Source organism: Rothia sp. CCM 9417, assembly GCF_048513575.1.
Lineage (GTDB): Bacteria > Actinomycetota > Actinomycetes > Actinomycetales > Micrococcaceae > Rothia.
The window spans coordinates 560,563-583,586 of record NZ_JBLXXT010000001.1 but is presented as its reverse complement, the minus strand read 5'-3'; the positions used below and the strand labels follow the sequence as shown (position 1 = coordinate 583,586).

At 57.0% G+C, this 23,024-nt stretch carries 11 protein-coding genes and 1 riboswitch; all 11 genes read right to left on the bottom strand.

The genetic code is table 11. The features are described from left to right. Nucleotides 1-414: 414 nt before the first annotated feature. Nucleotides 415-1,605 (bottom strand): elongation factor Tu, encoded by a 1,191-nt coding sequence (gene tuf / locus ACN082_RS02625; protein WP_419099289.1) that lies wholly within the window; start codon nucleotides 1,603-1,605, stop codon nucleotides 415-417. 192 nt (nucleotides 1,606-1,797) lie between these two features. Then, nucleotides 1,798-3,912 carry an elongation factor G gene (gene fusA / locus ACN082_RS02620; protein ID WP_419099288.1) on the bottom strand — a complete coding sequence of 705 codons (2,115 nt, stop codon included), beginning with the start codon at nucleotides 3,910-3,912 and terminating at the stop codon, nucleotides 1,798-1,800. A gap of 75 nt (nucleotides 3,913-3,987) precedes the next feature. Then, complete coding sequence (rpsG, locus tag ACN082_RS02615; RefSeq protein ID WP_185174277.1) at nucleotides 3,988-4,458, bottom strand: 30S ribosomal protein S7; 471 nt, start codon at nucleotides 4,456-4,458, stop codon at nucleotides 3,988-3,990. Beyond that, a complete protein-coding gene (rpsL, locus tag ACN082_RS02610; RefSeq protein ID WP_419099287.1) occupies nucleotides 4,458-4,832 on the bottom strand; it encodes a 30S ribosomal protein S12 in 375 nt (124 codons plus the stop codon). The genes rpsG and rpsL overlap by 1 nt, the downstream gene beginning before the upstream one ends. A gap of 434 nt (nucleotides 4,833-5,266) precedes the next feature. Then, nucleotides 5,267-7,357 carry a neutral/alkaline non-lysosomal ceramidase N-terminal domain-containing protein gene (locus ACN082_RS02605; protein WP_419099286.1) on the bottom strand — a complete coding sequence of 697 codons (2,091 nt, stop codon included), beginning with the start codon at nucleotides 7,355-7,357 and terminating at the stop codon, nucleotides 5,267-5,269. A 375-nt stretch (nucleotides 7,358-7,732) separates the two neighbouring features. Continuing rightward, complete coding sequence (locus ACN082_RS02600; protein ID WP_419099285.1) at nucleotides 7,733-11,623, bottom strand: DNA-directed RNA polymerase subunit beta'; 3,891 nt, start codon at nucleotides 11,621-11,623, stop codon at nucleotides 7,733-7,735. 69 nt (nucleotides 11,624-11,692) lie between these two features. Further along, complete coding sequence (gene rpoB, locus ACN082_RS02595) at nucleotides 11,693-15,193, bottom strand: DNA-directed RNA polymerase subunit beta (protein ID WP_419099284.1); 3,501 nt, start codon at nucleotides 15,191-15,193, stop codon at nucleotides 11,693-11,695. A gap of 346 nt (nucleotides 15,194-15,539) precedes the next feature. Further along, on the bottom strand, nucleotides 15,540-17,006 hold the full coding sequence (locus tag ACN082_RS02590) for an L-serine ammonia-lyase (protein WP_419099450.1): 1,467 nt from the start codon (nucleotides 17,004-17,006) through the stop codon (nucleotides 15,540-15,542). 128 nt (nucleotides 17,007-17,134) lie between these two features. Continuing rightward, a complete protein-coding gene (gene gcvT, locus ACN082_RS02585; protein ID WP_419099283.1) occupies nucleotides 17,135-18,253 on the bottom strand; it encodes a glycine cleavage system aminomethyltransferase GcvT in 1,119 nt (372 codons plus the stop codon). Between the two features lie 133 nt (nucleotides 18,254-18,386). Continuing rightward, nucleotides 18,387-21,230, bottom strand: coding sequence for an aminomethyl-transferring glycine dehydrogenase (gene gcvP / locus ACN082_RS02580; RefSeq protein ID WP_419099282.1), 2,844 nt, complete (start codon nucleotides 21,228-21,230; stop codon nucleotides 18,387-18,389). Nucleotides 21,231-21,402: 172 nt separating this feature from the next. Beyond that, nucleotides 21,403-21,514: riboswitch (glycine riboswitch) on the bottom strand. A gap of 169 nt (nucleotides 21,515-21,683) precedes the next feature. After that, nucleotides 21,684-22,892: an MFS transporter gene (locus ACN082_RS02575; RefSeq protein ID WP_419099281.1), complete on the bottom strand. Its 1,209-nt coding sequence runs from the start codon at nucleotides 22,890-22,892 to the stop codon at nucleotides 21,684-21,686. Nucleotides 22,893-23,024: the final 132 nt, after the last annotated feature.

Sequence of the window (23,024 nt, the reverse complement as noted above, 5' to 3'; positions counted from 1 at the left end):
CCTGCCGAGGCACCGACCCCCGAACTCGGGCGTGTCGCCTATGCAATGCATAAAAAGCGCGCACTATTCCCTCGAACTGATCGATTGGGTCATATTTGGGTTTGCCTTCACCATCTATCAGAACTGCTATCTGGCTACTTTCAGCGGGCAAACGCTTGAACAACGTACTCAATCATGCCAGAGTTATCTATTCTTAGCAAGATTTTCTTTCTTGGAGTGTTCAGACCCACATATATTAACAGGTACCCTGCTAGAGCCACCCCTCAAAGAGCCTCCCTGAGATCAGAGGTTTCCAAGATGCAAGGACTCAAAAGGCTACACAATATAAAAGGGCTGGCCCCGCAGATTACTCTGCGGGGCCAGCCCTTGCGCTTCTACCCTAGGGGTAGTTGCAGATCTTAGGGTAAGTCAGACTTACTTGATGATCTTGGTTACGCGACCTGAACCGACGGTGCGGCCGCCTTCGCGGATTGCGAAGCCCAGGCCCTCTTCCATAGCGATTTCCTGGATGAGCTCAACGGTCATCTCAGTGTTGTCGCCGGGCATAACCATTTCGGTGCCCTCGGGAAGGGTGATAACACCGGTAACGTCGGTGGTGCGGAAGTAGAACTGAGGACGGTAGTTCGAGTAGAAGGGGTTGTGGCGGCCGCCTTCATCCTTGGAAAGGATGTAAACGTTAGCCTCGAACTGGGTGTGGGGGGTGATTGAGCCGGGAGCAACAACAACCTGACCACGCTCTACGTCATCGCGCTTGAGACCGCGAAGCAGCAGACCACAGTTCTCGCCTGCCCAAGCTTCGTCGAGCTGCTTGTGGAACATCTCGATACCGGTAACGGTGGTCTTCTGGATGGGGCGGATACCAACGATCTCAACTTCGGAGTTGATCTTGAGGGTACCGCGCTCTGCACGGCCGGTAACAACGGTACCGCGACCGGTGATGGTGAAGACGTCCTCGATGGGCATGAGGAAGGGCTTGTCCTTCTCACGTACGGGGTCGGGAATGTAGTTGTCAACCTCGTCCATGAGCTCTTCAACCTTAGCAACCCACTCGGGGTCACCTTCCAGAGCCTTCAGAGCGGAAACGCGAACAACAGGAGCGTTGTCGCCATCGAATTCCTGTGAGGACAGAAGTTCGCGAACTTCCATCTCAACCAGGTCGAGAAGTTCTTCATCTTCAACCATGTCTGACTTGTTGAGAGCAACAAGCAGGGTGGGAACGCCAACCTGGCGAGCCAGCAGAACGTGCTCGCGGGTCTGTGCCATGGGGCCGTCGGTGGCAGCAACAACCAGGATTGCGCCGTCCATCTGAGCAGCACCGGTGATCATGTTCTTGACGTAGTCAGCGTGGCCGGGAGCGTCAACGTGTGCGTAGTGGCGCTTCTCGGTCTGGTACTCGATGTGAGCAATGTTAATGGTAATACCGCGCTGGCGCTCTTCGGGAGCGGAGTCGATCATACCGAAGTCGCGCTTCTCGTTCAGGTCAGGGTACTTGTCTGCAAGAACCTTAGAGATAGCAGCGGTCAGAGTAGTCTTACCGTGGTCAACGTGACCAATAGTACCGACGTTTACGTGAGGCTTGGAGCGCTCGAACTTAGCTTTTGCCAAGAGTTTTTCCTCCTATAGAGAAGATTTGAGAACCTGCACTCGGGTTTGATACCGGCGCACTCCGCCATAGAAGGCGGTCTAGCTACCACAATAGCGGATAAGGCCGGTCAGGCGAAACCCAGAGAGGTTCATTTATTAGGTTTTTTGAAAAGCGGTAGGGCTCACATTAAGCGAGCCGTACCAGGGCGAGAATTATTCGCCGCGGCTCTTCTGAATGATTTCATCAGCGACGTTCTTGGGAACCTCTGAGTAGCTGTCGAACTCCATGGAGAAGACGGCACGACCCTGGGTCTTTGAACGGAGGTCACCGATGTAACCGAACATTTCTGACAGCGGAACAAGAGCGTGAACGATCTTGACGCCTGCTGCATCTTCCATGGACTGGATCTGACCGCGGCGTGAGTTCAGGTCGCCGATCACGTCGCCCATGTACTCTTCCGGGGTACGAACTTCAACAGCCATCAGGGGTTCAAGCAGAACCGGGTTAGCGCGACGTGCGCCTTCCTTGAAGACCATTGAGCCAGCAATCTTGAAGGCCATTTCTGATGAGTCAACGTCGTGGTAAGCGCCGTCAATCAGAGTAGCCTTGACACCGACTACGGGGTAGCCAGCCAAGATACCCAGCTGCATTGCGTCCTGGATACCGGCATCAACAGAGGGGATGTATTCGCGGGGAACGCGACCACCGGTAACGACGTTATCAAACTCGTAGAGCTCTTCTGCGTCCAGGGGAACGGGTTCGAAGGAAACCTGAACCTTAGCGAACTGACCAGAACCACCAGTCTGTTTCTTGTGGGTGTAGTCAACCTTCTCGACAGCCTTGGTGATGGTTTCGCGGTAGGCAACCTGGGGCTTACCCACATTTGCTTCAACCTTGAATTCACGCTTCATACGGTCAACGATGATGTCCAGGTGGAGCTCGCCCATACCGCCAATTTCGGTCTGGCCGGTTTCTTCGTTGAGTGAAACAGTGAAGGTGGGGTCTTCTGCAGAAAGCTTCTGAATCGCAGTTGACATCTTCTCCTGGTCACCCTTGGTCTTGGGCTCAATGGCCACGAAGATCACGGGTGCGGGGAAGGTCATGGATTCCAGAACCACGGGGTTAGCAATATCGCAGAGGGTGTCACCGGTGGTGGTGTCCTTCAGGCCGATAGCTGCGTAGATGTGGCCTGCCTGGATCTCTTCAACAGGGTTCTCCTTGTTGGAGTGCATCTGGAAGAGCTTACCAATACGTTCCTTCTTACCCTTGGTGGCGTTCAGAACCTGCTGGCCCTGTGCAGCCTTACCGGAGTAAACGCGGATGTAGGTCAGCTGACCGTAGAAGGGGTGTGCTGCGACCTTGAAGGCCAGAGCCGCGAAAGGCTCATCTGCTGAGGGCTTGCGGGTTACTTCTGCCTCTTCGTCGGTGGGCAGGTGACCAACCATAGCAGGAACATCCAGCGGTGAGGGCAGATAATCCAGAACAGCGTCAAGCATGGGCTGCACGCCGCGGTTCTTGAATGCTGAACCACACAGAACCGGGTAAGCCTCATTGTTGACGGTCAGCTGACGGATACCAGCCTTGATTTCCTCAAGGGTCAGTTCCTCGCCTTCCAGATACTTGTTCATGAGTTCTTCGGAGGACTCAGCTACAGCTTCAACCAGCTGTGAACGGTACTCTTCGGCCTTCTCAACCAAGTCCGCAGGAATCTCGCGGGTTTCGTAGGAAGCGCCCATGGTAACGTCGCCCTTGGCATCGCCGGGCCATACGTAGGCCTGCATCGTGAGCAGGTCAACGACGCCAATGAAGTCGTTTTCAGCGCCGATGGGGAGCTGTAGGACCAGGGGGGTTGCGCCCAGACGCTTGACGATGGTGTCTACGGTGAAGTAGAAGTCAGCGCCCAGCTTGTCCATCTTGTTGACGAAGCAGATGCGGGGAACTTCGTACTTGTCAGCCTGACGCCAAACGGTTTCAGACTGAGGCTCAACGCCTTCCTTACCGTCGAACACGGCTACAGCGCCGTCGAGGACGCGCAGTGAACGCTCAACCTCAACAGTGAAGTCAACGTGGCCGGGGGTATCGATGATGTTGATCTGGTTGTTCTTCCAGAAGCAGGTGGTAGCCGCGGAGGTAATGGTAATACCGCGTTCCTGTTCCTGAGCCATCCAGTCCATGGTTGACGCACCGTCGTGGGTTTCACCAATCTTGTGGTTAATACCGGTGTAGAAGAGGATGCGTTCGGTTGTGGTGGTCTTACCGGCGTCAATGTGCGCCATAATACCAATGTTGCGGACCTTTTTTAGGTCTGTAAGCACGTCTAGTGCCACTTTGTTCTCCCTTGTGAGAAACTCCGATAGCCTACCGCTATGTACTTTTGTACATAGCGGCAGGCTACGAAAAAATTACCAGCGGTAGTGTGCGAAGGCCTTGTTGGACTCTGCCATCTTGTGAGTGTCTTCGCGACGCTTCACAGCTGCACCGAGACCGTTGGAAGCATCCAGGATCTCGTTCATGAGACGCTCGGTCATGGTCTTCTCGCGACGAAGCTTTGAGAAGCCAACGAGCCAGCGAAGAGCCAATGCGGTTGCACGGCCTGCGCGAACCTCGACGGGGACCTGGTAGGTCGCACCGCCAACGCGGCGTGAGCGAACCTCAAGTGAAGGCTTGACGTTGTCCATAGCCTTCTTGAGGGTTGCTACGGGATCTGCGCCGGTCTTCTGAGCAACGCCTTCGAGTGCACCATAAACGATGCGCTCAGCGGTTGACTTCTTGCCGTCCAGCAGAACCTTGTTGATGAGCTGGGTGACCAGCGGTGAACCGTAAACAGGATCGTTTACGAGGGGACGCTTAGGAGCGGGACCCTTACGAGGCATTACTTCTTCTCCTTCTTTGCGCCGTAGCGTGAACGAGCCTGACCGCGGCCCTTAACGCCCTGGGTATCCAGTGCGCCACGTACAATCTTGTAACGAACACCGGGGAGGTCCTTCACACGACCACCGCGCACGAGCACGATGGAGTGTTCCTGAAGGTTGTGGCCCTCACCGGGGATGTATGCGGTAACCTCGATGCCGCCGTTGAGCTTAACACGTGCGACCTTACGCAGTGCTGAGTTCGGCTTCTTCGGGGTAGTGGTGTATACACGGGTGCATACGCCACGCTTCATGGGGTTGCCCTTAAGTGCGGGCGCCTTGGTCTTGACGACCTTGGGTGCACGGCCCTTACGGACCAACTGCTGAATTGTAGGCACTTGTTCTCCGTTTGGTTTCGGCTGGGCTGTTAGGCTCAACCGGCTTTACTTGCCTTCTGCAACTTGGAAATAAGTGCAAAAGAAATTCTTACGCTTAGCAGAATGTACCCAGACATAACAAAAAATGGCATTTAGGCCTCAAGATCACTTTTCGACCGAAGTCGAGAGTGAACAAGGCCAAAGGACGGTGTCCATTCTGCCATTGGTTCTCATGTACTGAGCTAGGAGCTTACGCCACTGCTAAGCACTCCAGGTATGACTATAGCCTGTTTTGCGCGCTTTAATCTACCCCAAAGCCTGCTCAACCTCAGCTTTAAACCCGCGATCGTGGTGATATGAGGCACTTAAGACAGGTTCCACCCTCCTTTACCTACAAAAATGGTGCCCGCCCCTCTCCTAAAAGAAGGACGGGCACCGCAAGAAGTCACAAGGTGCTAGCTGACCTTAAACTCCCGGCTGGTTCCAGTGAAGGGAGTAATCTTTCCGTTGGCTTGCTTTGAATCACCGTAGTAGACAAGGCGATAAGTACCGGGCAGAGCCTCCTCAGGTACCTGCCATTCAATGCTGACGCGCGATTGGGCAGCCCAGTGCCGCCGCCAATGGAACTTGGTGTTGGGGTCGTTATCGGATGCAACCCTCACCCAACTGTCCCCTTGCTTTCGCTGAACCTCAAGATAGGTGGCGTTGAGCTTGTGATTATTATTGGGGTGCGCGCCCACAAAGAGAGCGCTTACCTGGCCCCCAGCATGAGTATCACGCGGTTGAGCCAAAACCTTGCCATAGTAGTTACCCCAGCCGGGGCTGTCATACCAGACCTTGCCGACAGTCGACTCCATAGGCTTGCGCATAAGAGGCTTATCACCAATATTCAGTTCTCTACCCTCTTTCAGGGAGCTACCCACAGTCTGCAAGACCTGACGGAAGGCACCCATCTCGTTGATGCCAAAGACAGTTGCTCCGCCTTCATACTGCTGGGTCACATATTCCTGAGGCGTGGTCACATAATGGCTATAAGCATTAGTGTAGCCCTGAACAATGATATGAGATACATCTACCCCAAACAGTTCTGCCATATCCTGCCGGTATTGCGCCCCCACAGCGCTCGTCAGTTCACCGGGCATACCCAAAAGGTAGTAGTCACCAAAACGCATGACCTGAACCGGTAACTTTTGCTGGATCTGCTGATGAACCGCCAAAAGATTTGCCTTAGGGTACTGGCAGGCGGTCAAGTCCGAGGATGCGCTATAGGCAAGCCAGTTAAAGCCGCTCCACACCTTATTGGCATTTACCCCCTCATTGAAACCATCAGCTCCCGGCCCATCTTCCACACTGCCGGCTGCGAAAGGGGCACCCAGGGAAGCATTACAGGTTCGCCCGGCATAACCAGTGCCCGTGAACTGCCGGCTCACATTTACTGAAGAGAAATCCGTATACGTAATTCGGGAGTCCAAGCCCCGGCCAAGGGGCACTCCGGGGTTTGCCAACTGCTGCCGGACGGCATCAGCCTGGCGGCTACCCTGGATCTTCAGGTTTTCAAACTGATCATCGGTGGGGCCCATTCCAGGTTTCAACCAGGTATTGGGTGAGACATCACCAGCGCTACTATTAGCAAAAGCAGCCACAAAATCAGGCTGATCACTTTCCTGATTAAGGTCCACCCCGTGATCGACCGTCTCTAGCAGGTACTCGGCATAGCCCTTATTATCAGAAGAAACCAGAGTATTTTGGTTGGTCAAAGACGTAGCATGCACCGCATACCAGTTGAGAACCGCCCGGGTTACCCCATTGTGCTCGAACCGAAAAGTAGTGCTGGAAGGATCTACACCATCAGTCAACATCCGTAAAAGTTCCGGAGGATCTTGCCGCTGAGCAACAGCCGAACGGTTGACACCGACCCCGGTCAATTCAGACTGGGAGACCGTGACGTTTCCGGGCGCTAGATCAGCTAGAGCCTGGCGAATAGCGCGCATGGAGCCAGTGACTTGAGCATCAAAAGTAGCCTTGTGGAAGCCCAGGGTAGTGATGTTATAGAGGGCATCCTTACTCACTCCCCCAGGAGTGGCATGCGTATGGCTGGCTGTAATCATGATATTGGCCTCTGAAAACTCAGGGCCAAACTCAGCTCGAATCTGATCCACCAAAGCCTCACGCAGACTACCCCAACCACTGAGAGCGTCCAAAACCACTATCAGGTTACGTTGCCCATCTACCGGATCAATCACAACAAAGGCACGGGCATACTGACGAGTATGCAGACCGCTGCCCTTCTGTGTGGCCGTCCCATAGCCAATAAAGCCCACCTCAGCTACCTCACCGGTAATATCGGAAACCCCGGCTCCCACCAAAAAAGGATTAAGCTCTGTTGGCTGACTAGAACGGATTAGGTCCGAGAGGCTGGCAGCGCTGACTGTCGCGGGGGTTACCTGGTTGGCGGCCTCTGCAGGCATCAGAGAGCTACCGGCGACAAGAGCCAACGTAGCACCCAGGGTAGCTATCCCCGCCCCTATTCTCTTCTTTGACATCATGGTGACCTCAATATGTGCGATTGCTTTGTACTAAGCAATAGAGTGATATGTACGGTTATAGACTACGCCTCCACAGACACCCTTGAGCCTCAGAAAAACGGCAAGGAAAGCCAGACCCCGATTTTGATGCAGGTCAGCACCCAAACCCGATCGAATGTTACTTTCCGCACGCACCGATAGCCCATCGACCGCTCGCCGCCTCATCAGCCAAGCCTCCTCCCCCTCCTTTTCAGAGCTCCTCTTCCAAAGAGGGCCAACCAGCTAACCTCAAACCGCCATCAGCTCAGAAACTGCCGGACAGGGCAAAGGGCGCTCCCCCACCAATGTGGGGAAGCGCCCTTAACTTTGCGGCCTAGAAGCTGCCTGGCCTAGAGACTAGCGAATCTCGTAGTCATCCAGCGGAATAGCCTGGAACTCGGGGCTGATAGCACCCTCATTGGTCTCAGCGTAGCTGAAATCGTTGTAAGGAGTCGCGGTCTGAGCAAACAGGGCCTCACGCGCCTCGTCGGTAGGTTCAACCTCAATATCGTTATAACGAGCAAGACCGGTACCGGCGGGGATCAGCTTACCAATGATGACATTCTCCTTAAGGCCCACCAGCGGGTCTTCCTTGCCTTCCATCGCAGCCTGGGTCAGGACGCGAGTGGTTTCCTGGAAGGAAGCGGCCGACAGCCACGACTCGGTAGCAAGTGATGCCTTGGTGATACCCATCAGCTCGGGACGGCCCGAAGCGGGGCGCTTACCCTCAGCAACTGCCGCACGGTTAGCGTTCTGGAAAGCCACGTTCTCAACCAGCTCACCGGGCAGCAGGTTGGTCTCACCGGAATCAATCACGGTAATACGGCGGAGCATCTGACGAACGATAACCTCAACGTGCTTGTCGTGGATACCTACGCCCTGTGAACGGTAGACGCCCTGAACCTCATCCACCAGGTGCTTCTGAGCCTCACGGGGACCGCGAATACGCAGGATCTCCTTAGGATCAACAGCACCGGCAACCAGCTGGGTACCGACGGTGATATGGTCACCCTCGGCAACTTCCAGGCGGGCACGACGCAGAATGGGGTAAGCGATAGGATCATCGCCGTTATCAGGGGTGATGACAACCTTGAGGGACTTCTCAGTGTCCTCAATGCTGACGCGACCGGTGACCTCGGAGATCGGGGCAACACCCTTGGGGGTGCGAGCCTCGAAGAGCTCCTGAATACGGGGCAGACCCTGGGTAATATCGTCAGCCGATGCGACACCACCGGTGTGGAAGGTACGCATGGTCAGCTGGGTACCGGGCTCACCAATGGACTGAGCCGCGATAATACCGACGGCTTCACCAATGTCGACCAGGTTACCCGAAGCCATGGAGCGACCGTAGCAGAGGGCACAGACACCAACAGCGGACTCACAGGTCAGAACCGAGCGAACACGAACTTCCTGGATACCGGCCTTGAAGAGATCATCAATAACGATATCTGAAACGTCGGCGCCAGCTTCTGCCAGAACGGTGCCGTCCTCAGCCTTGATGTCCACAGCAAGTGAACGACCGTGGATTGAAGACTCAACATTCTCGTGCAGGGTTACTGCACCGCTAGCCTGGTCAACCTGAACCAGGGGCAGAGCCAGACCACGGTGGGTACCACAGTCGTGCTCACGCACAATGACGTCCTGCGAAACGTCCACCAGACGACGGGTCAGGTAACCCGAGTTAGCGGTACGCAGCGCGGTATCAGCCAGACCCTTACGAGCACCGTGGGTAGCGATGAAGTACTCCAGAACCGACAGGCCTTCGCGGTAGGAAGACTTAATCGGGCGAGGCATAATTTCACCCTTGGTGTTAGACACCAGACCACGGATACCGGCAATCTGACGGACCTGCATCCAGTTACCGCGAGCACCAGAAGTAACCATGCGGTTAATGGTGGTGTTCTTCTCAGCCAGATTTTCCTTCATAGCCTCAGCAACCTCATCGGTTGCCTTAGTCCAGATGTCAATCAGCTCGGTACGACGCTCATGGTCGTCAATCAGACCCATAGCGAACTGGGACTCGATGTTAGCAGCCTGAGCCTCGTAGCCTTCCATAATGGCGGGCTTGGTGGGAGGCGCAGCGATATCGGTAACCGCAACGGTCACACCTGAGCGTGAGGCGTAGTAGAAACCGGTGTTCTTGAGTTCATCCAGTGAGCGAGCAACCACGTGCATGGGGTACTTCTCAGCCAGATCGTTAATCAGGGCACCCAGGCTCTTCTTGTCTGCGACACCGGTATACCAGGGGTAGTCAGCGGGCAGGGTCTGGTTGAAGATAACCTGACCGACAGTGGTCTCCACCAGCACGGGCTGACCGGGCTCGTAGCCCTCGGGGGCTTCCCAGCCCTCGTAGGGTACAAAGTCGTCAAGAACAATCTTGACCTTGGTGTAGAGCTCAATCTCGTGGCGGTCCAAAGCCATAATGGCTTCGGCGTATGAGGAGAACAGACGACCCTCGTTCTTCTCACCCTCCCGAGCGGTGGTCAGGTGGAAGAGACCGATAATCATATCCTGGTCAGGTACCGCAACAGGGCGGCCATCTGAAGGCTTCAGGATGTTGTTAGATGAGAGCATGAGGATGCGAGCCTCAGCCTGCGCCTCGGGTGAGAGAGGCAGATGCACAGCCATCTGGTCACCGTCGAAGTCCGCGTTGAAAGCGGAGCAAACGAGCGGGTGCAACTGGATAGCCTTACCTTCAACCAGCTGGGGTTCGAAGGCCTGAATACCCAGGCGGTGCAGGGTAGGTGCACGGTTGAGCAGAACGGGGTGCTCGGTGATGATCTCTTCGAGAACGTCCCAAACCTGGGGGCGGAAACGCTCAACCATGCGCTTAGCAGACTTGATGTTCTGAGCGTGGTTCAGATCAACCAGGCGCTTCATGACGAAGGGCTTGAAGAGCTCCAGCGCCATCTGCTTAGGCAGACCGCACTGGTGCATCTGCAGAGTGGGGCCACCGACAATAACGGAACGGCCTGAGTAGTCAACACGCTTACCCAGAAGGTTCTGGCGGAAACGCCCCTGCTTACCCTTAAGCATGTCCGAGAGGGACTTGAGGGGGCGGTTACCGGGACCGGTCACAGGGCGACCGCGGCGACCGTTATCGAACAGGGAGTCAACAGCTTCCTGAAGCATACGCTTTTCGTTGTTGACGATAATCTCGGGGGCACCGAGTTCCAGCAGACGCTTGAGGCGGTTGTTGCGGTTAATAACGCGACGGTAGAGGTCATTCAGGTCGGAGGTGGCAAAGCGGCCACCGTCAAGCTGAACCATGGGGCGCAGTTCCGGAGGAATAACGGGAACGTAATCCAGAACCATACCCAGCGGGGAGTTATCGGTGGTCAAGAAAGCGTTGACAACCTTCAGACGCTTGAGCGCACGGGTCTTCTTCTGACCCTTGCCGGTCTGAATGATGTCCTTGAGAGCCTCAGCTTCCGCTTCCATGTCAAAGCTCTCAAGACGCTTCTTGATAGCCTCAGCACCCATGGAGCCTTCAAAGTACATGCCGTACTTATCGACCATGCCACGATAGAGCGACTCGTCACCTTCAAGGTCAGCGACCTTGAGGTTCTTGAAGCGATCCCAGACGCGCTCGAGCTGCTCGATTTCGCGTTCTGCGTTCTTACGAACCGCAGCCATCTGACGCTCAGCGGCATCACGGAGCTTACGCTTCTCAGCGGCTTTACCACCCTCAGCCTCAACGCGAGCGAGTTCCTCTTCGGTCTCGCGAGCAATCAGGTTAATGTCGGCGGCAAGCTGATCCTCCAGGACCTTCTTATCGCGGTCGTGAGCGGCCTGCAGGTTAGGCAGGTCCTCGTGGCGGGCTTCTTCGTCAACATGAGTAATCATGTAGGCGGCGAAGTAAATAATCTTTTCCAGGTCCTTAGGAGCCAGGTCAAGCAAGTAGCCCAGACGGGAGGGGACACCCTTGAAGTACCAGATGTGGGTGACAGGAGCTGCCAGCTCAATGTGACCCATGCGCTCACGGCGCACCTTGGCACGGGTGACCTCTACGCCACAGCGCTCACAGATGATGCCCTTAAAACGGACACGCTTGTACTTACCGCAGTAGCATTCCCAGTCGCGGGTGGGGCCGAAGATGCGCTCGTCGAAGAGGCCTTCCTTCTCGGGCTTTAGGGTTCGGTAGTTGATGGTTTCAGGTTTCTTAACCTCGCCGTAGGACCAATCCAGAATATTCTGGGAGGTCGCCAGGCCAATACGCATCAAACCAAGTGAAGATTCGTTGGACATTTGGTCCTTATCTCTTTCCTAGTGTTTTGAAGTCTTTGAGAACAGATGAGGAATCTAACCGCTTAGGGGTTAGACCTCTTCGACAGAGCTGGGCTCTGCGTGGGACAGGTCAATACCCAGGTCATCTGCTGCACGGAAGCCTTCTTCTTCTCCATCGCGCATTTCGATGGTCTTACCGTCAGTTGAGAGAACCTCAACGTTCAGGCAGAGGGACTGCATTTCCTTGATCAAGACCTTGAAGGACTCGGGAACACCGGGTTCGGGGATGTTCTCGCCCTTAACGATAGCCTCGTAGACCTTAACGCGGCCGTGGACGTCATCGGACTTGACGGTCAGGATTTCCTGCAGGGTGTAAGCGGCACCGTATGCTTCCAGTGCCCACACTTCCATCTCACCAAAGCGCTGACCACCAAACTGGGCCTTACCGCCCAGGGGCTGCTGGGTAATCATGGAGTAGGGACCGGTTGAACGAGCGTGGATCTTATCGTCCACCAGGTGGTGCAGCTTGAGGATGTACTGGTAGCCCACCGAAACGGGTTCGGGGAAGGGCTCACCGGAACGGCCATCAAGCAGACGTGCCTTACCGGAACGGTCAATCAGACGATCGCCGTCGCGGTTGGGGTTAGCGTGATCAAGGAGCTCAAAGAGTTCCTCTTCACCGGCACCGTCGAATACCGGGGTTGCCACGTTGGTGGGGCCGGTTTCCTTGGGGAAGTTGTGAAGCTTATCGAGCCAGGCGGGGTTGCCCTCAATCTTCCAGCCCTGCTTAGCCAACCAGCCGGTGTGAACTTCGAGTACCTGACCGATGTTCATACGACCGGGAACGCCCAGCGGGTTGAGGATGACGTCAACGGGGGTGCCGTCTTCCATGAAGGGCATATCCTCAACGGGGAGGATCTTGGTGATAACACCCTTGTTACCGTGGCGACCTGCCAGCTTATCGCCAACAGTGATCTTGCGCTTCTGAGCAACATAGACACGGACCAGCTGGTTAACACCGCTGGGCAGGTCTTCGTCTTCGTTTTCGCGGTCAAAGATACGAACGCCAATAACGGTTCCGGACTCACCGTGGGGAACCTTCAGGGAGGTGTCACGGACTTCGCGGGACTTCTCACCGAAGATAGCGCGCAAGAGGCGCTCTTCGGGGGTCAGCTCGGTCTCGCCCTTGGGGGTGACCTTACCGACCAGGATGTCGCCGGCTTCAACCTCTGCACCGATGTGGATGATGCCGCGCTCATCAAGAGCAGACAGGACCTCTTCGGAGACGTTGGGGATATCGCGGGTAATCTCTTCGGCACCCAGCTTGGTGTCGCGGGCATCAATTTCGTGTTCCTCAATGTGGATTGAGGTCAGCACGTCATCGGAGATCATGCGCTGGGACAGGATGATACCATCCTCAAAGTTGAACCCTTCCCAGGACATGTAAGCAACCAAGAGGTTTTTACCGAGGGCAAGCTCGCCCTTGTCGGTGGAGGGGCCATCGGCAATCAAGCCGCGAGCTTCAACCCGGTCGCCCACCTTAACAACAACACGGTGGTTGTAGCAGTTACCGGGGTTGGAGCGCTGGAACTTGAGAATCGGGTAGGAGGTGGTGGTGCCGTCATCGTTGCGAACAACAACCAGGTCAGCTGACACCTCAGAAACCACGCCAGCTTTCTTAGCCAGAACAGAGTCACCGGAGTCAATCGCTGCATAGCGTTCCATGCCGGTACCTACAACGGGAGCCTCAGACTCCAGAAGGGGAACAGCCTGACGCTGCATGTTAGCACCCATGAGTGCTCGGTTAGCGTCATCGTGTTCCAGGTAAGGAATCAGAGCGGTTGCAACAGACACCATCTGGCGGGGTGAAACGTCCATGAACTCAATCTCGGAGGCATCAACCAGAACAGCTTCACCGGATCCATCGCCTGCACGGCAAAGGACCTGCTCTTCAGAGAAGGTCATGTCGGCGGTCAAGGGGGCGTTAGCCTGCGCAATGGTGTTGCCCTTTTCATCGTCGGCGGTCAGGTACTTGACCTCGTCGGTGACCTTACCGTTACGAACGATACGGTAGGGGGTTTCGATGAAACCGAAGGGATTGATGCGGGCGTAGGTTGCCAAGGAGCCAATCAGACCGATGTTGGGGCCTTCAGGGGTTTCGATGGGGCACATACGGCCGTAGTGGGAAGGGTGGACGTCTCGAACTTCCATGCCCGCACGGTCACGGGACAGACCGCCGGGGCCCAGTGCGGACAGACGGCGCTTGTGGGTTAGACCTGCAAGCGGGTTGTTCTGGTCCATGAACTGGGAGAGCTGGGAAGTGCCGAAGAATTCCTTGATAGAGGCAACAACCGGGCGGATGTTAATCAGGGTCTGAGGGGTGATAGCCTCAACGTCCTGGGTAGTCATACGCTCGCGGACAACGCGCTCCATACGGGACAGGCCGGTACGAATCTGGTTCTCGATCAGTTCGCCCACCGCACGGATGCGACGGTTGCCGAAGTGGTCGATATCATCAACGTCAACGCGGACGTCAACTTCCTGGCCGTCACGGACACCCTTGATAGTGGTGCCACCTGCGTGCAGAGTGACCAGGTAGCGAATCATAGCCGCGATGTCGTCCTGAGACAGAACAGAAGCAGAAGGATCGTTAACGGGAGTATCAAGGCCCAGCTTGCGGTTAACCTTGTAGCGGCCAACCTTGGCCAGGTCGTAGCGGCGGGGGGTGAAGTACATGTTGTCCAGCAGAGCCTGAGCAGCATCAACCGTCGGGGGTTCACCCGGGCGCAGCTTACGGTAGATATCCAGCAGAGCCTCGTCGCGGGTCTGGACGGTGTCCTTCTCAAGGGTGGCGCGGATTGAGTCGAATTCACCGAATTCAGACAGAATCTTAGCCTCGCTCCAGCCAAGAGCCTTAAGCAGGGTGGTCACGGACTGCTTACGACGGCGGTCAAGACGAACGCCGACCTGGTCGCGCTTATCGATTTCAAGTTCAAACCATGCACCGCGGGAAGGGATAATCTTCGCGCTGTAGATGTCCTTATCGGAGGTGCGGTCTGCGGTCTTTTCGAAGTAGGCACCGGGTGAACGGACTAGCTGCGAAACGACGACGCGCTCGGAACCATTAATCACAAAGGTGCCGGATTCGGTCATCAGGGGAAAATCGCCCATGAACACGGTCTGCTGTTTGATTTCGCCCGTGTTGTTATTCATGAATTCGGCCTTGACGTACAGCGGAGCCGAGTAGGTCGCGTCGCGATCCTTGCACTCTTCCATGGTGTACTTGGGGTCAGCGAACTCGGGATCGGAGAAGGACAGGGACATGGTGCCCTGGAAGTCCTCGATCGGAGAGATTTCTTCGAAAATATCTGCCAGGCCAGAAGTTTGGCTGACGGAGGTGTCACCGGTTTCGGCGGCTACAGCGGCTTTTGCCGCCCAGCGTTCGTTACCGACGAGCTGATCAAAGCTGTCGAGCTGGAGCGCCAGCAGGTTGGGTACCTGCAGGGGCTCAGCGATTTTTGCGAATGAGATTCGACTGTGCGAATCTACGCCGTTAGCGGCTTTAGTATGAGAGGTGCTCGAGGCGACCAAGATGGGATCCTTCCACAGACATGTCTGTTCGTACCCGCTCCCCCGCCAGGGGTGGTACGCGAAGAACCCTGAAAAAGACAACTTGCTAAATGGGCACCTGTGCCGTGCTGGTTAGCTAGAGTATGTTCGAGGGTACTGGGGCGTACTTAAAACCTGTAACAACCTGCCCACCGCTATATGAAGGCACAGAAGATTAGGGAAGCGCAAATATTCATACTACAGCAAGCCAGCAAACTTGTCTATACCGAATATGGCCGCTTTGTGCAACCCTCCCCCTCAGAGGCCCCTTTGCCTACCAAAGGCCGCTACCCCCACTAGAACGGTAGCGGCCCCCATGTTTTGGCTTCTAGCACTCCACCACGTTGACCGCCAGGCCGCCCATGGAGGTCTCCTTGTAACGGTGGGACATGTCCTCACCGGTCTGGCGCATAGTCTCAATCACCTGGTCCAGGGAAACACGATGCTGGCCGTCCCCACGCAGGGCCATCTTGGCCGCAGTCACAGCATTTGAGGCCGCCATAGCATTGCGCTCAATACAGGGAATCTGCACCAGGCCACCCACCGGGTCGCAGGTCAGGCCCAGGTTGTGCTCCATAGCGATCTCGGCAGCGTTCTCTACCTGCTCATTGGTTCCGCCCATCACCTGGGCCAAACCGGCAGCGGCCATAGAGGAGGCGGTCCCCACCTCACCCTGGCAACCCACTTCAGCGCCCGAGATAGAGGCTCGTTTCTTGTAGAGCGCACCGATGGAGGCGGCGGCCAAGAAGAAGTCCACCACAGCATCATCCACCACTTTCTGCCCGCGGTGGCGCACCGCTGGAACGTAGTTCAGGGCGTAGTGCAGGACGGCGGGAATAATCCCCGAGGCACCGTTTGTGGGAGCAGTGACAATCCGGCCGCCAAAAGCGTTTTCCTCGTTGACCGCCAGCGCTATGAGGTTCACCCAGTCGATAGCGAACTCGGGTGATTTTTGGGGATCCTCAGCCAAGAGGTCACGGTGCCACTGGCTGGCACGGCAACGCACTTTCAAAGGCCCGGGCAGATACCCCATACGCTCTAAGGACGAACCGATACACTCCTTCATGACCTGGCGGATGTGGAGAATACCCGCGCGAACTTCTTCTTCGGACCGTACGGTTTTCTCGTTCTCCATTTTGAGCTGGGCAATAGAAAGACCCGCGGTGTTGGCCATATCCAGCAGCTCAGCACCCGATCCGAAGGGGTAGGGAGCCTGGGTTAGCCCGCTAGAGCCAGCACTTTCCTCATTCTCTTCCACGATGAAGCCACCGCCAATGGAGAAGTAGGTACGCTCTAAGAGCACCTGCTCCCCCGCTTTTGCGGTCACCTTAATGCCGTTGGTATGACGGGGCAAGACGGTCAGCGGTCGCAGGGTAATATCCAGCTCGCGGTAGTTCACAACCGGACCTATTATCTTGGGGGTAGCTGCACCGGGGGCGCCCTCGGCAAAGGCGGCTGATGGGTAGCCGGCAAGGGGCAGAGTGCCATCGACCTGGTTACGGTCCATGAGCGCTTCAGCTGCCAGGATATCAATAGTTTCAGGAACAAAACCGCACAGGCCTTTGAGGGCAGCGCTCATAGTTCCGTGACCTGCCCCGGTGGCAGCCAGCGACCCGTACAGGTCAATGTGCACACCGGTGACACGGTCGAGATTGCCCGCATCAATCAGCTCAGCAATAAAACGGTTGCTTGCCCGCATAGGGCCTACAGTGTGTGAACTAGAAGGCCCAATACCAATAGAGAAAAGCTCAAAAACACTGATGTCATATTCCAGGGCTTCAGCCTGCCTCTGGATACTCGGCTGGGGTGTCTTGTGCCCCGGGGAAAAATCAGGGACGTAATCAATCTCCAAGAACTTTCTGGCCTTTCCTTAAAGAGAGCGGGTGGCCTTTCAAGGGGCCACCCGCTCACCAGATTCTCTACTTACTTCTGGCGGGTGTAAAAAGGTAGTTCAACAATGTCGAAAGGTGCTACCTTACCACGGATATCGACGCTGACTGTAGCTCCCGTTTGAGCGTACTCACTGGCTATAAGAGCCATAGCAATGGGGTATCCCAGGGTCGGTGAGGGAATCCCCGAAGTGATTTCACCGATCACCTGTCCCCGCTCGTCCAAGAGCTGGGACCCGGCCCGCCCGGGGCGCTTGCCCTGGGCCTTCAAACCAACCAGGCTACGGGCGGGAGTCTGCTCTGCGGCCTCGGCCAGGGCAGCCCGACCCAGGAAGTCTGCGCTCTTCTTGGTCAGGGCAATCTCTACCAGCTTGCCCATGCCCGATTCCAAGGGGGTGATGTCCAGGCCCAGCTCGTGGCCGTAGAGGGGCATGCCTGCTTCAAGGCGCAGTGAATCACGGGCGGCCAGGCCAGCGGGCAGAATACCGTGCTTCTGTCCGCGCTCGGAGGCCAGCGCCCACAATTCAGCTGCTCTCTCGTTGGCAACATAGAGCTCAAAACCGTCCTCGCCGGTGTAGCCGGTGCGGGCCAGGAGTACACTCACGCCGTTCAGTTCCAGGGGCACCGCCGCGTAGTAGCCCAGGGAGGTGACCAGCTCGGGATCAGACGGGTCCATATCCAGCACAATGGCCTCGGAGGCAGGGCCCTGGATAGCAACCAGTGAAGTGCTAGTGGTTTCGTCGGTCAGGGTCACGTCAAAGCCCTCGGTGCGAGCGCTCATAGCTTGATAATCAACTGCTACGTTGGCAGCGTTGGGAATAACCAGGAACTCTTCTTGGCCCAGCCGGTAGGTGATCAGGTCGTCAATAACCCCGCCTGCCTCATTCAGGAGCAGGGAGTATTTGGCTTTGCCGACCTTGAGGATAGACATATTAGAGAGCAGGGCGTAGTCCAGGAAGGCGGCAGCATCGGGACCGGTGACGCGGAACTCCCCCATGTGGGAGAGGTCAAAGAGGCCAGCTGCGGAGCGGACAGCGCGGTGTTCTTCAACATCGTTGGTGTATTTGAGGGGCATGTCCCAGCCGCCAAAGTCGGTGAAGGAGGCACCCAGGTCGGCGTGGACCTGGTAGAGGGAGGTTTTCTGGGGTGACACGGTGAACCTTTCAGGCAAAAGAAGGGGTGATGGAGTGCCGCCCCGCCCCCGGTGAGGGCGGTGGCAGCCGGGGCAGACTCTCGGTCGCTAGAAGGACTCAGTGGGCAGGTGCCCCAGGGTCTGGGCGCACGTCTTAAGCGCTCGGAGCTTCTAGATCGAAGGCTTCCATGGGCGGGCACTCGCACACGAAGTTACGGTCGCCGCCAGCGCCGTCAATACGGGCTACCGGGCTGAAGTACTTGTTCTGGCGCAGGGCCGGGAGTGGGTAGGCTGCCTGGCTTCGGCTGTAGGGGCGGTTCCACTCATCGGCGGTGACGGCCTCAACGGTGTGCGGGGCCTTACGGAGTACGGAATCTTCGGCGCTCACCCTGCCGTCAATGACCTCCTGAATCTCGGCGTGAATCTGGGTCATGGCATCGATGAAGCGGTCCAGCTCAGCTAGGGATTCTGACTCGGTGGGCTCGACCATGAGGGTACCGGGCACGGGGAAGGCCAGGGTGGGGGCGTGGAAGCCGTAGTCCATGAGGCGCTTGCAGACATCCTCGGCGGTGATGCCGGAGGCGGCGGTCAAATCTCGCAGGTCCAGGATGCATTCGTGGGCCACCAGGCCGGTGTCGCCGCTGTAGAGCACGGGGTAGAGTTGGCCCAGCTTCTTGGCAATGTAGTTGGCCGAAAGGATAGCTACTTCGGAGCAGGCGCGCAAACCATCGGCTCCGGTCATGGCAATGTACATCCAGGAGATAGGTAGCACACCGGCTGAACCGAACATGGCCTGGGAAATGGGCAGGGGTGCCTGGGTTAGCTTGCCCTGCTCATCGGCTTGGTAACCGTTACCGGGCAGGTACTTCTGCAGGTGGGCACCCACCGCAACCGGTCCAACTCCGGGGCCGCCACCACCGTGAGGGATAGCGAAGGTCTTATGCAGGTTCAGATGCGAGACATCCCCGCCGAACTTACCGGGCTGGGCAAGTCCCATCTGGGCATTCAGGTTAGCGCCGTCCACATAGACCTGTCCCCCGGCCTGGTGGACCAGCTGGCAGACCTCAACAACCTGCTCCTCGAAGACACCGTGGGTGGAGGGGTAGGTAATCATGATGCCCGCAATGGTATCGCCGTACTTGGCGATCTTGGCTTTGAGGTCCTCTACGTCAATGGAGCCATCGGGTGCGGTGGCAACACCGGCTACGCTCAGACCGGCTAAGGCGGCGGAGGCAGCGTTGGTGCCGTGGGCGCTCATAGGGATCAGGACCACGGTGCGCTGGGTGTCGCCCCTGGCTTCGTGATAGGCGCGGATAGCGCGTAGACCGGCGTACTCACCCGATGCCCCGGAGTTAGGCTGCAGGGAGATAGCGTCGTAGCCGGTAATCTCAAGGAGCCAGGCGGAGAGTTCCTCAATCAGGGCCTTCCAGCCGGCGGCCTGGTCAGCGGGTACGTTGGGGTGGATTCCGGCAAATTCAGGCCAGGAGATGGGTTCCATCTCGGAGGCCGCGTTGAGCTTCATAGTGCAGGAACCCAGCGGAATCATGGTGCGGTCCAGGGCCAGGTCCTTATCAGCCAAAGAACGCAGGTAACGCATCATGGAGGTTTCTGACCGGTAGAGGTGGAAGACCGGGTGGGTCATGTACTCATCGGTGCGCAAGAGGGTTTCAGGAATCTTGTAGGCATCGCTCTCCCCCAGGGTGCCGCCCAGGGCAGTGACCAGGTCTTGGAGTACCTGCTCGCTGTGAGATTCGCCCACCGAAATGGAGATGCGGTCAGCGGAGAGGCGGCGGATGTTGATTCCGGCTTCCAGAGCTTTATCTACCAGCTGGTCGGCCTGCCCGGGGGCCTCAAAGGCTACGGTGTCAAAGAAAGTCTCGTGGACCGGGCGCAGGCCTACCTGGGCCAGAGCTTCAGCGACCCGTGCCGCCTTATCGTGCAGGCAGGTGGCAATGGCGCGCAGACCTTCGGGGCCGTGATAGACGGCGTAGGCACCTGCGGCAATAGCTAGCAGGGCCTGGGCAGTACAGATGTTGGAGGTGGCCTTTTCGCGGCGGATATGCTGTTCGCGGGTTTGCAGGGCCAGGCGGTAGGCGGGCTTACCGAAGGCATCCTTAGAGACACCGACCAGACGACCGGGCAGGTTGCGTTCCAGACCTTTGGTGACGGCCATGAAAGCGGCATGGGGGCCACCGTACCAGAAAGGCAGACCGAAACGCTGGGAGGAGCCAACAGCGATATCGGCCCCCTGGTGACCGGGTGCAACCAGCAGGGTCTGGGCTAACAGGTCAGCGATGACGGTGACTAGGGCACCGCGTTCTTTGGCGGCCTGGATGAGCGGGGCGATGTCTCGGACCTGGCCGTCCTGGCCCGGGTTAGAGATGATGATACCGTAGAGGTCGCCCTCGGGCAGGCCCTTTTCAAAGTCGGTAATAACGAAGTCAATGCCCAGGGCTTCGGCGCGGCCGCGTACCACGGCCAGGGTTTGGGGTAGGGCGCGGGAGTCGATGGCGAAGAAGCCGTTTTTGACCTTGCGGTTGGCTCGCTGCATCATGACGGCGGCTTCGGCGACTGCGGTTGCTTCATCGAGCAGGGAGGCGTTGGCGATAGGCAGGCCGGTCAATTCCATGACCGTGTTCTGGAAGTTGAGGAGGGCTTCTAGGCGGCCCTGAGAGATTTCAGGCTGGTAAGGGGTGTAGGAGGTGTACCAGCCGGGGTTTTCTAGGATGTTGCGGCGGATGACGGCGGGGGTGATGGCATCGTAGTAGCCTGCTCCAATCATCTGGTGCTTGACCTGGTTAAGGGCAGCGTAGGAGGCAATTTTTTGCTGGGCTTGGTGCTCGCTCAGGGGTGCAGGCAGGTTAAGGTCATCGGCCAGGCGGATGTTGGCGGGGATGACCTCATTGATGAGGTCGCTCAGGGACTCGTAGCCGAGGGCGGAAAGCATGCTTTCCTGGTCAGCGGAACGGGGCCCAAGGTGGCGGTCAAGGAAGGACATGGTAACTCTCCAAGGTAAAAGTTAAACCTGCCTACAGGGTGCCCTGTAGACGGTGTCCTCCCCGCTCTGTTACAACCTGAGAGTTTTGGTTCGCGGCTTTCCTTTCACGCCTGGAAAGCGGGTGCGAATTTTGCCCCTTCGGTGGGGGTTTGACGCCCCTCTCCAGAGTTGCCTTAGCTGAGCGGTACGTGTGCCTGAGAGTTTCCCGGGGAGGGTTTGCTCCTTCGGCGCCGGCCTGGCGGTCCCTCAACCGCCGGGTATCCGGTCTCTCCCGCGCCAGTTATTAGCGACGTTTTAGTTTATCAACCCTTATTGTGCCACACATTACACAGGGGTACCATACTGGGGTACCAGATAGGGGCACAGAACTGGTTTGAAGAGTCTCAACGATTAAGCCAAACACCGCCCCTGCCCGTAGCAGAAGCGGTGTTCACAGTGGATAAAAACTGGAGTTTAGGCTTTTTTATCTGACTTCATCCAGAGTGAGATAGCCAGAGAAACCAGGCAGGCAGCAGAGAGGGCAAGAAGGCCCCAGGAATAGTGGCCGGTTGATGTGTAGGCGGCCCCCATAATCAGCGGAGGGAAATAACCGCCCAAACCACCAGCGGCAGAAACAAGGCCCGATACAGTACCGGTTTCTTGAGGCTTAACAACCTTACCCAGCCAGCCATAGATGGTGCCGGTGCCAAAGCCCACAAAGATAGCCATCAGCACGTGCAGCAAGGTATTGGCTGCGGTACTGGCAGGTTCAAAGGAGATCAGTACGGCTAGAACAGCCATAGCTAAGAAGGCTATCAAGGTGGTGAGCTTGCCCCCGAACTTATCTGCCGCTACGCCACCGCAGGGCCGGGCAAGCACGGCACAGACGGCGAAGAGGGCTGCGAAGCTACCACCTGCAACGGCTTCGTAGCCGTAGACGTTTTGCATGTAGGTGGAGAGGAAGTTGGAGAAGGCAACGAAGGCCCCAAAGACTACAGCGTAGATGAAGCAGAGCTGCCAGGTGATGAGTTCCTTGGAGACAGCAAGGATCTTGGGCAGCATTGGTTGAGGGGTGCGGGCCTTCATAACCGGTGAATCACGGATAACCAGCCAGACCACTGCTGCATAGGCCAGGGCTACACAGGCCATAATGACATGGGTTGGGAAATAACCGAAGGCTTTGAGCATGCGAGGGTTGAAAAAGGCCGCGCAGGCTGTACCGACCATACCCATACCGAAGATACCCGTTGCTAGACCCTTGCGGTGGGGTTCAAACCAGGCGGCTGAGAAAGGGATTCCAACAGCAAAGATAGCGCCCCCGATGCCCAGGAAGAAGGCGGTGACCAGCAGCAGGGTGAAGTTACCGGTTTGTCCAACTAAACCGGTGATGAAGACCATGGAACCGGTGAGGGTAAGCATGATGGTAAACATGATCCGCCCACCAAATCGGTCGGTGAGGGCACCTACCGGGATGCGGGCAACAGAACCTACGATGACGGGAGTTGCGATCAGCAGGGAGCGCTGGCCTTCGGTCAGGCCATATTCTTGGGTGTAGTACTTGGCCAGGGGGCCAATCATGGTCCAACCCCAGAAGCCGATCATGGAGGCGAGCGCCGCCATAATGACGTACTTGAACTGGCCAGCTAGCTGTGGGTCTTTTGCAGCAAGAGCTCTTGTAGACATAGTGTTTTCCTTAGTATCAGTCTTTGAAGCAGGTGATCTGTCTCGATGGGGCGGGGATTCCCTGCAGCCGGCTGGCTGGGGCTGGCATGAATTGCGACGAGCCCCGGGCCAGAGGCAAGAAGGATAGCCGGC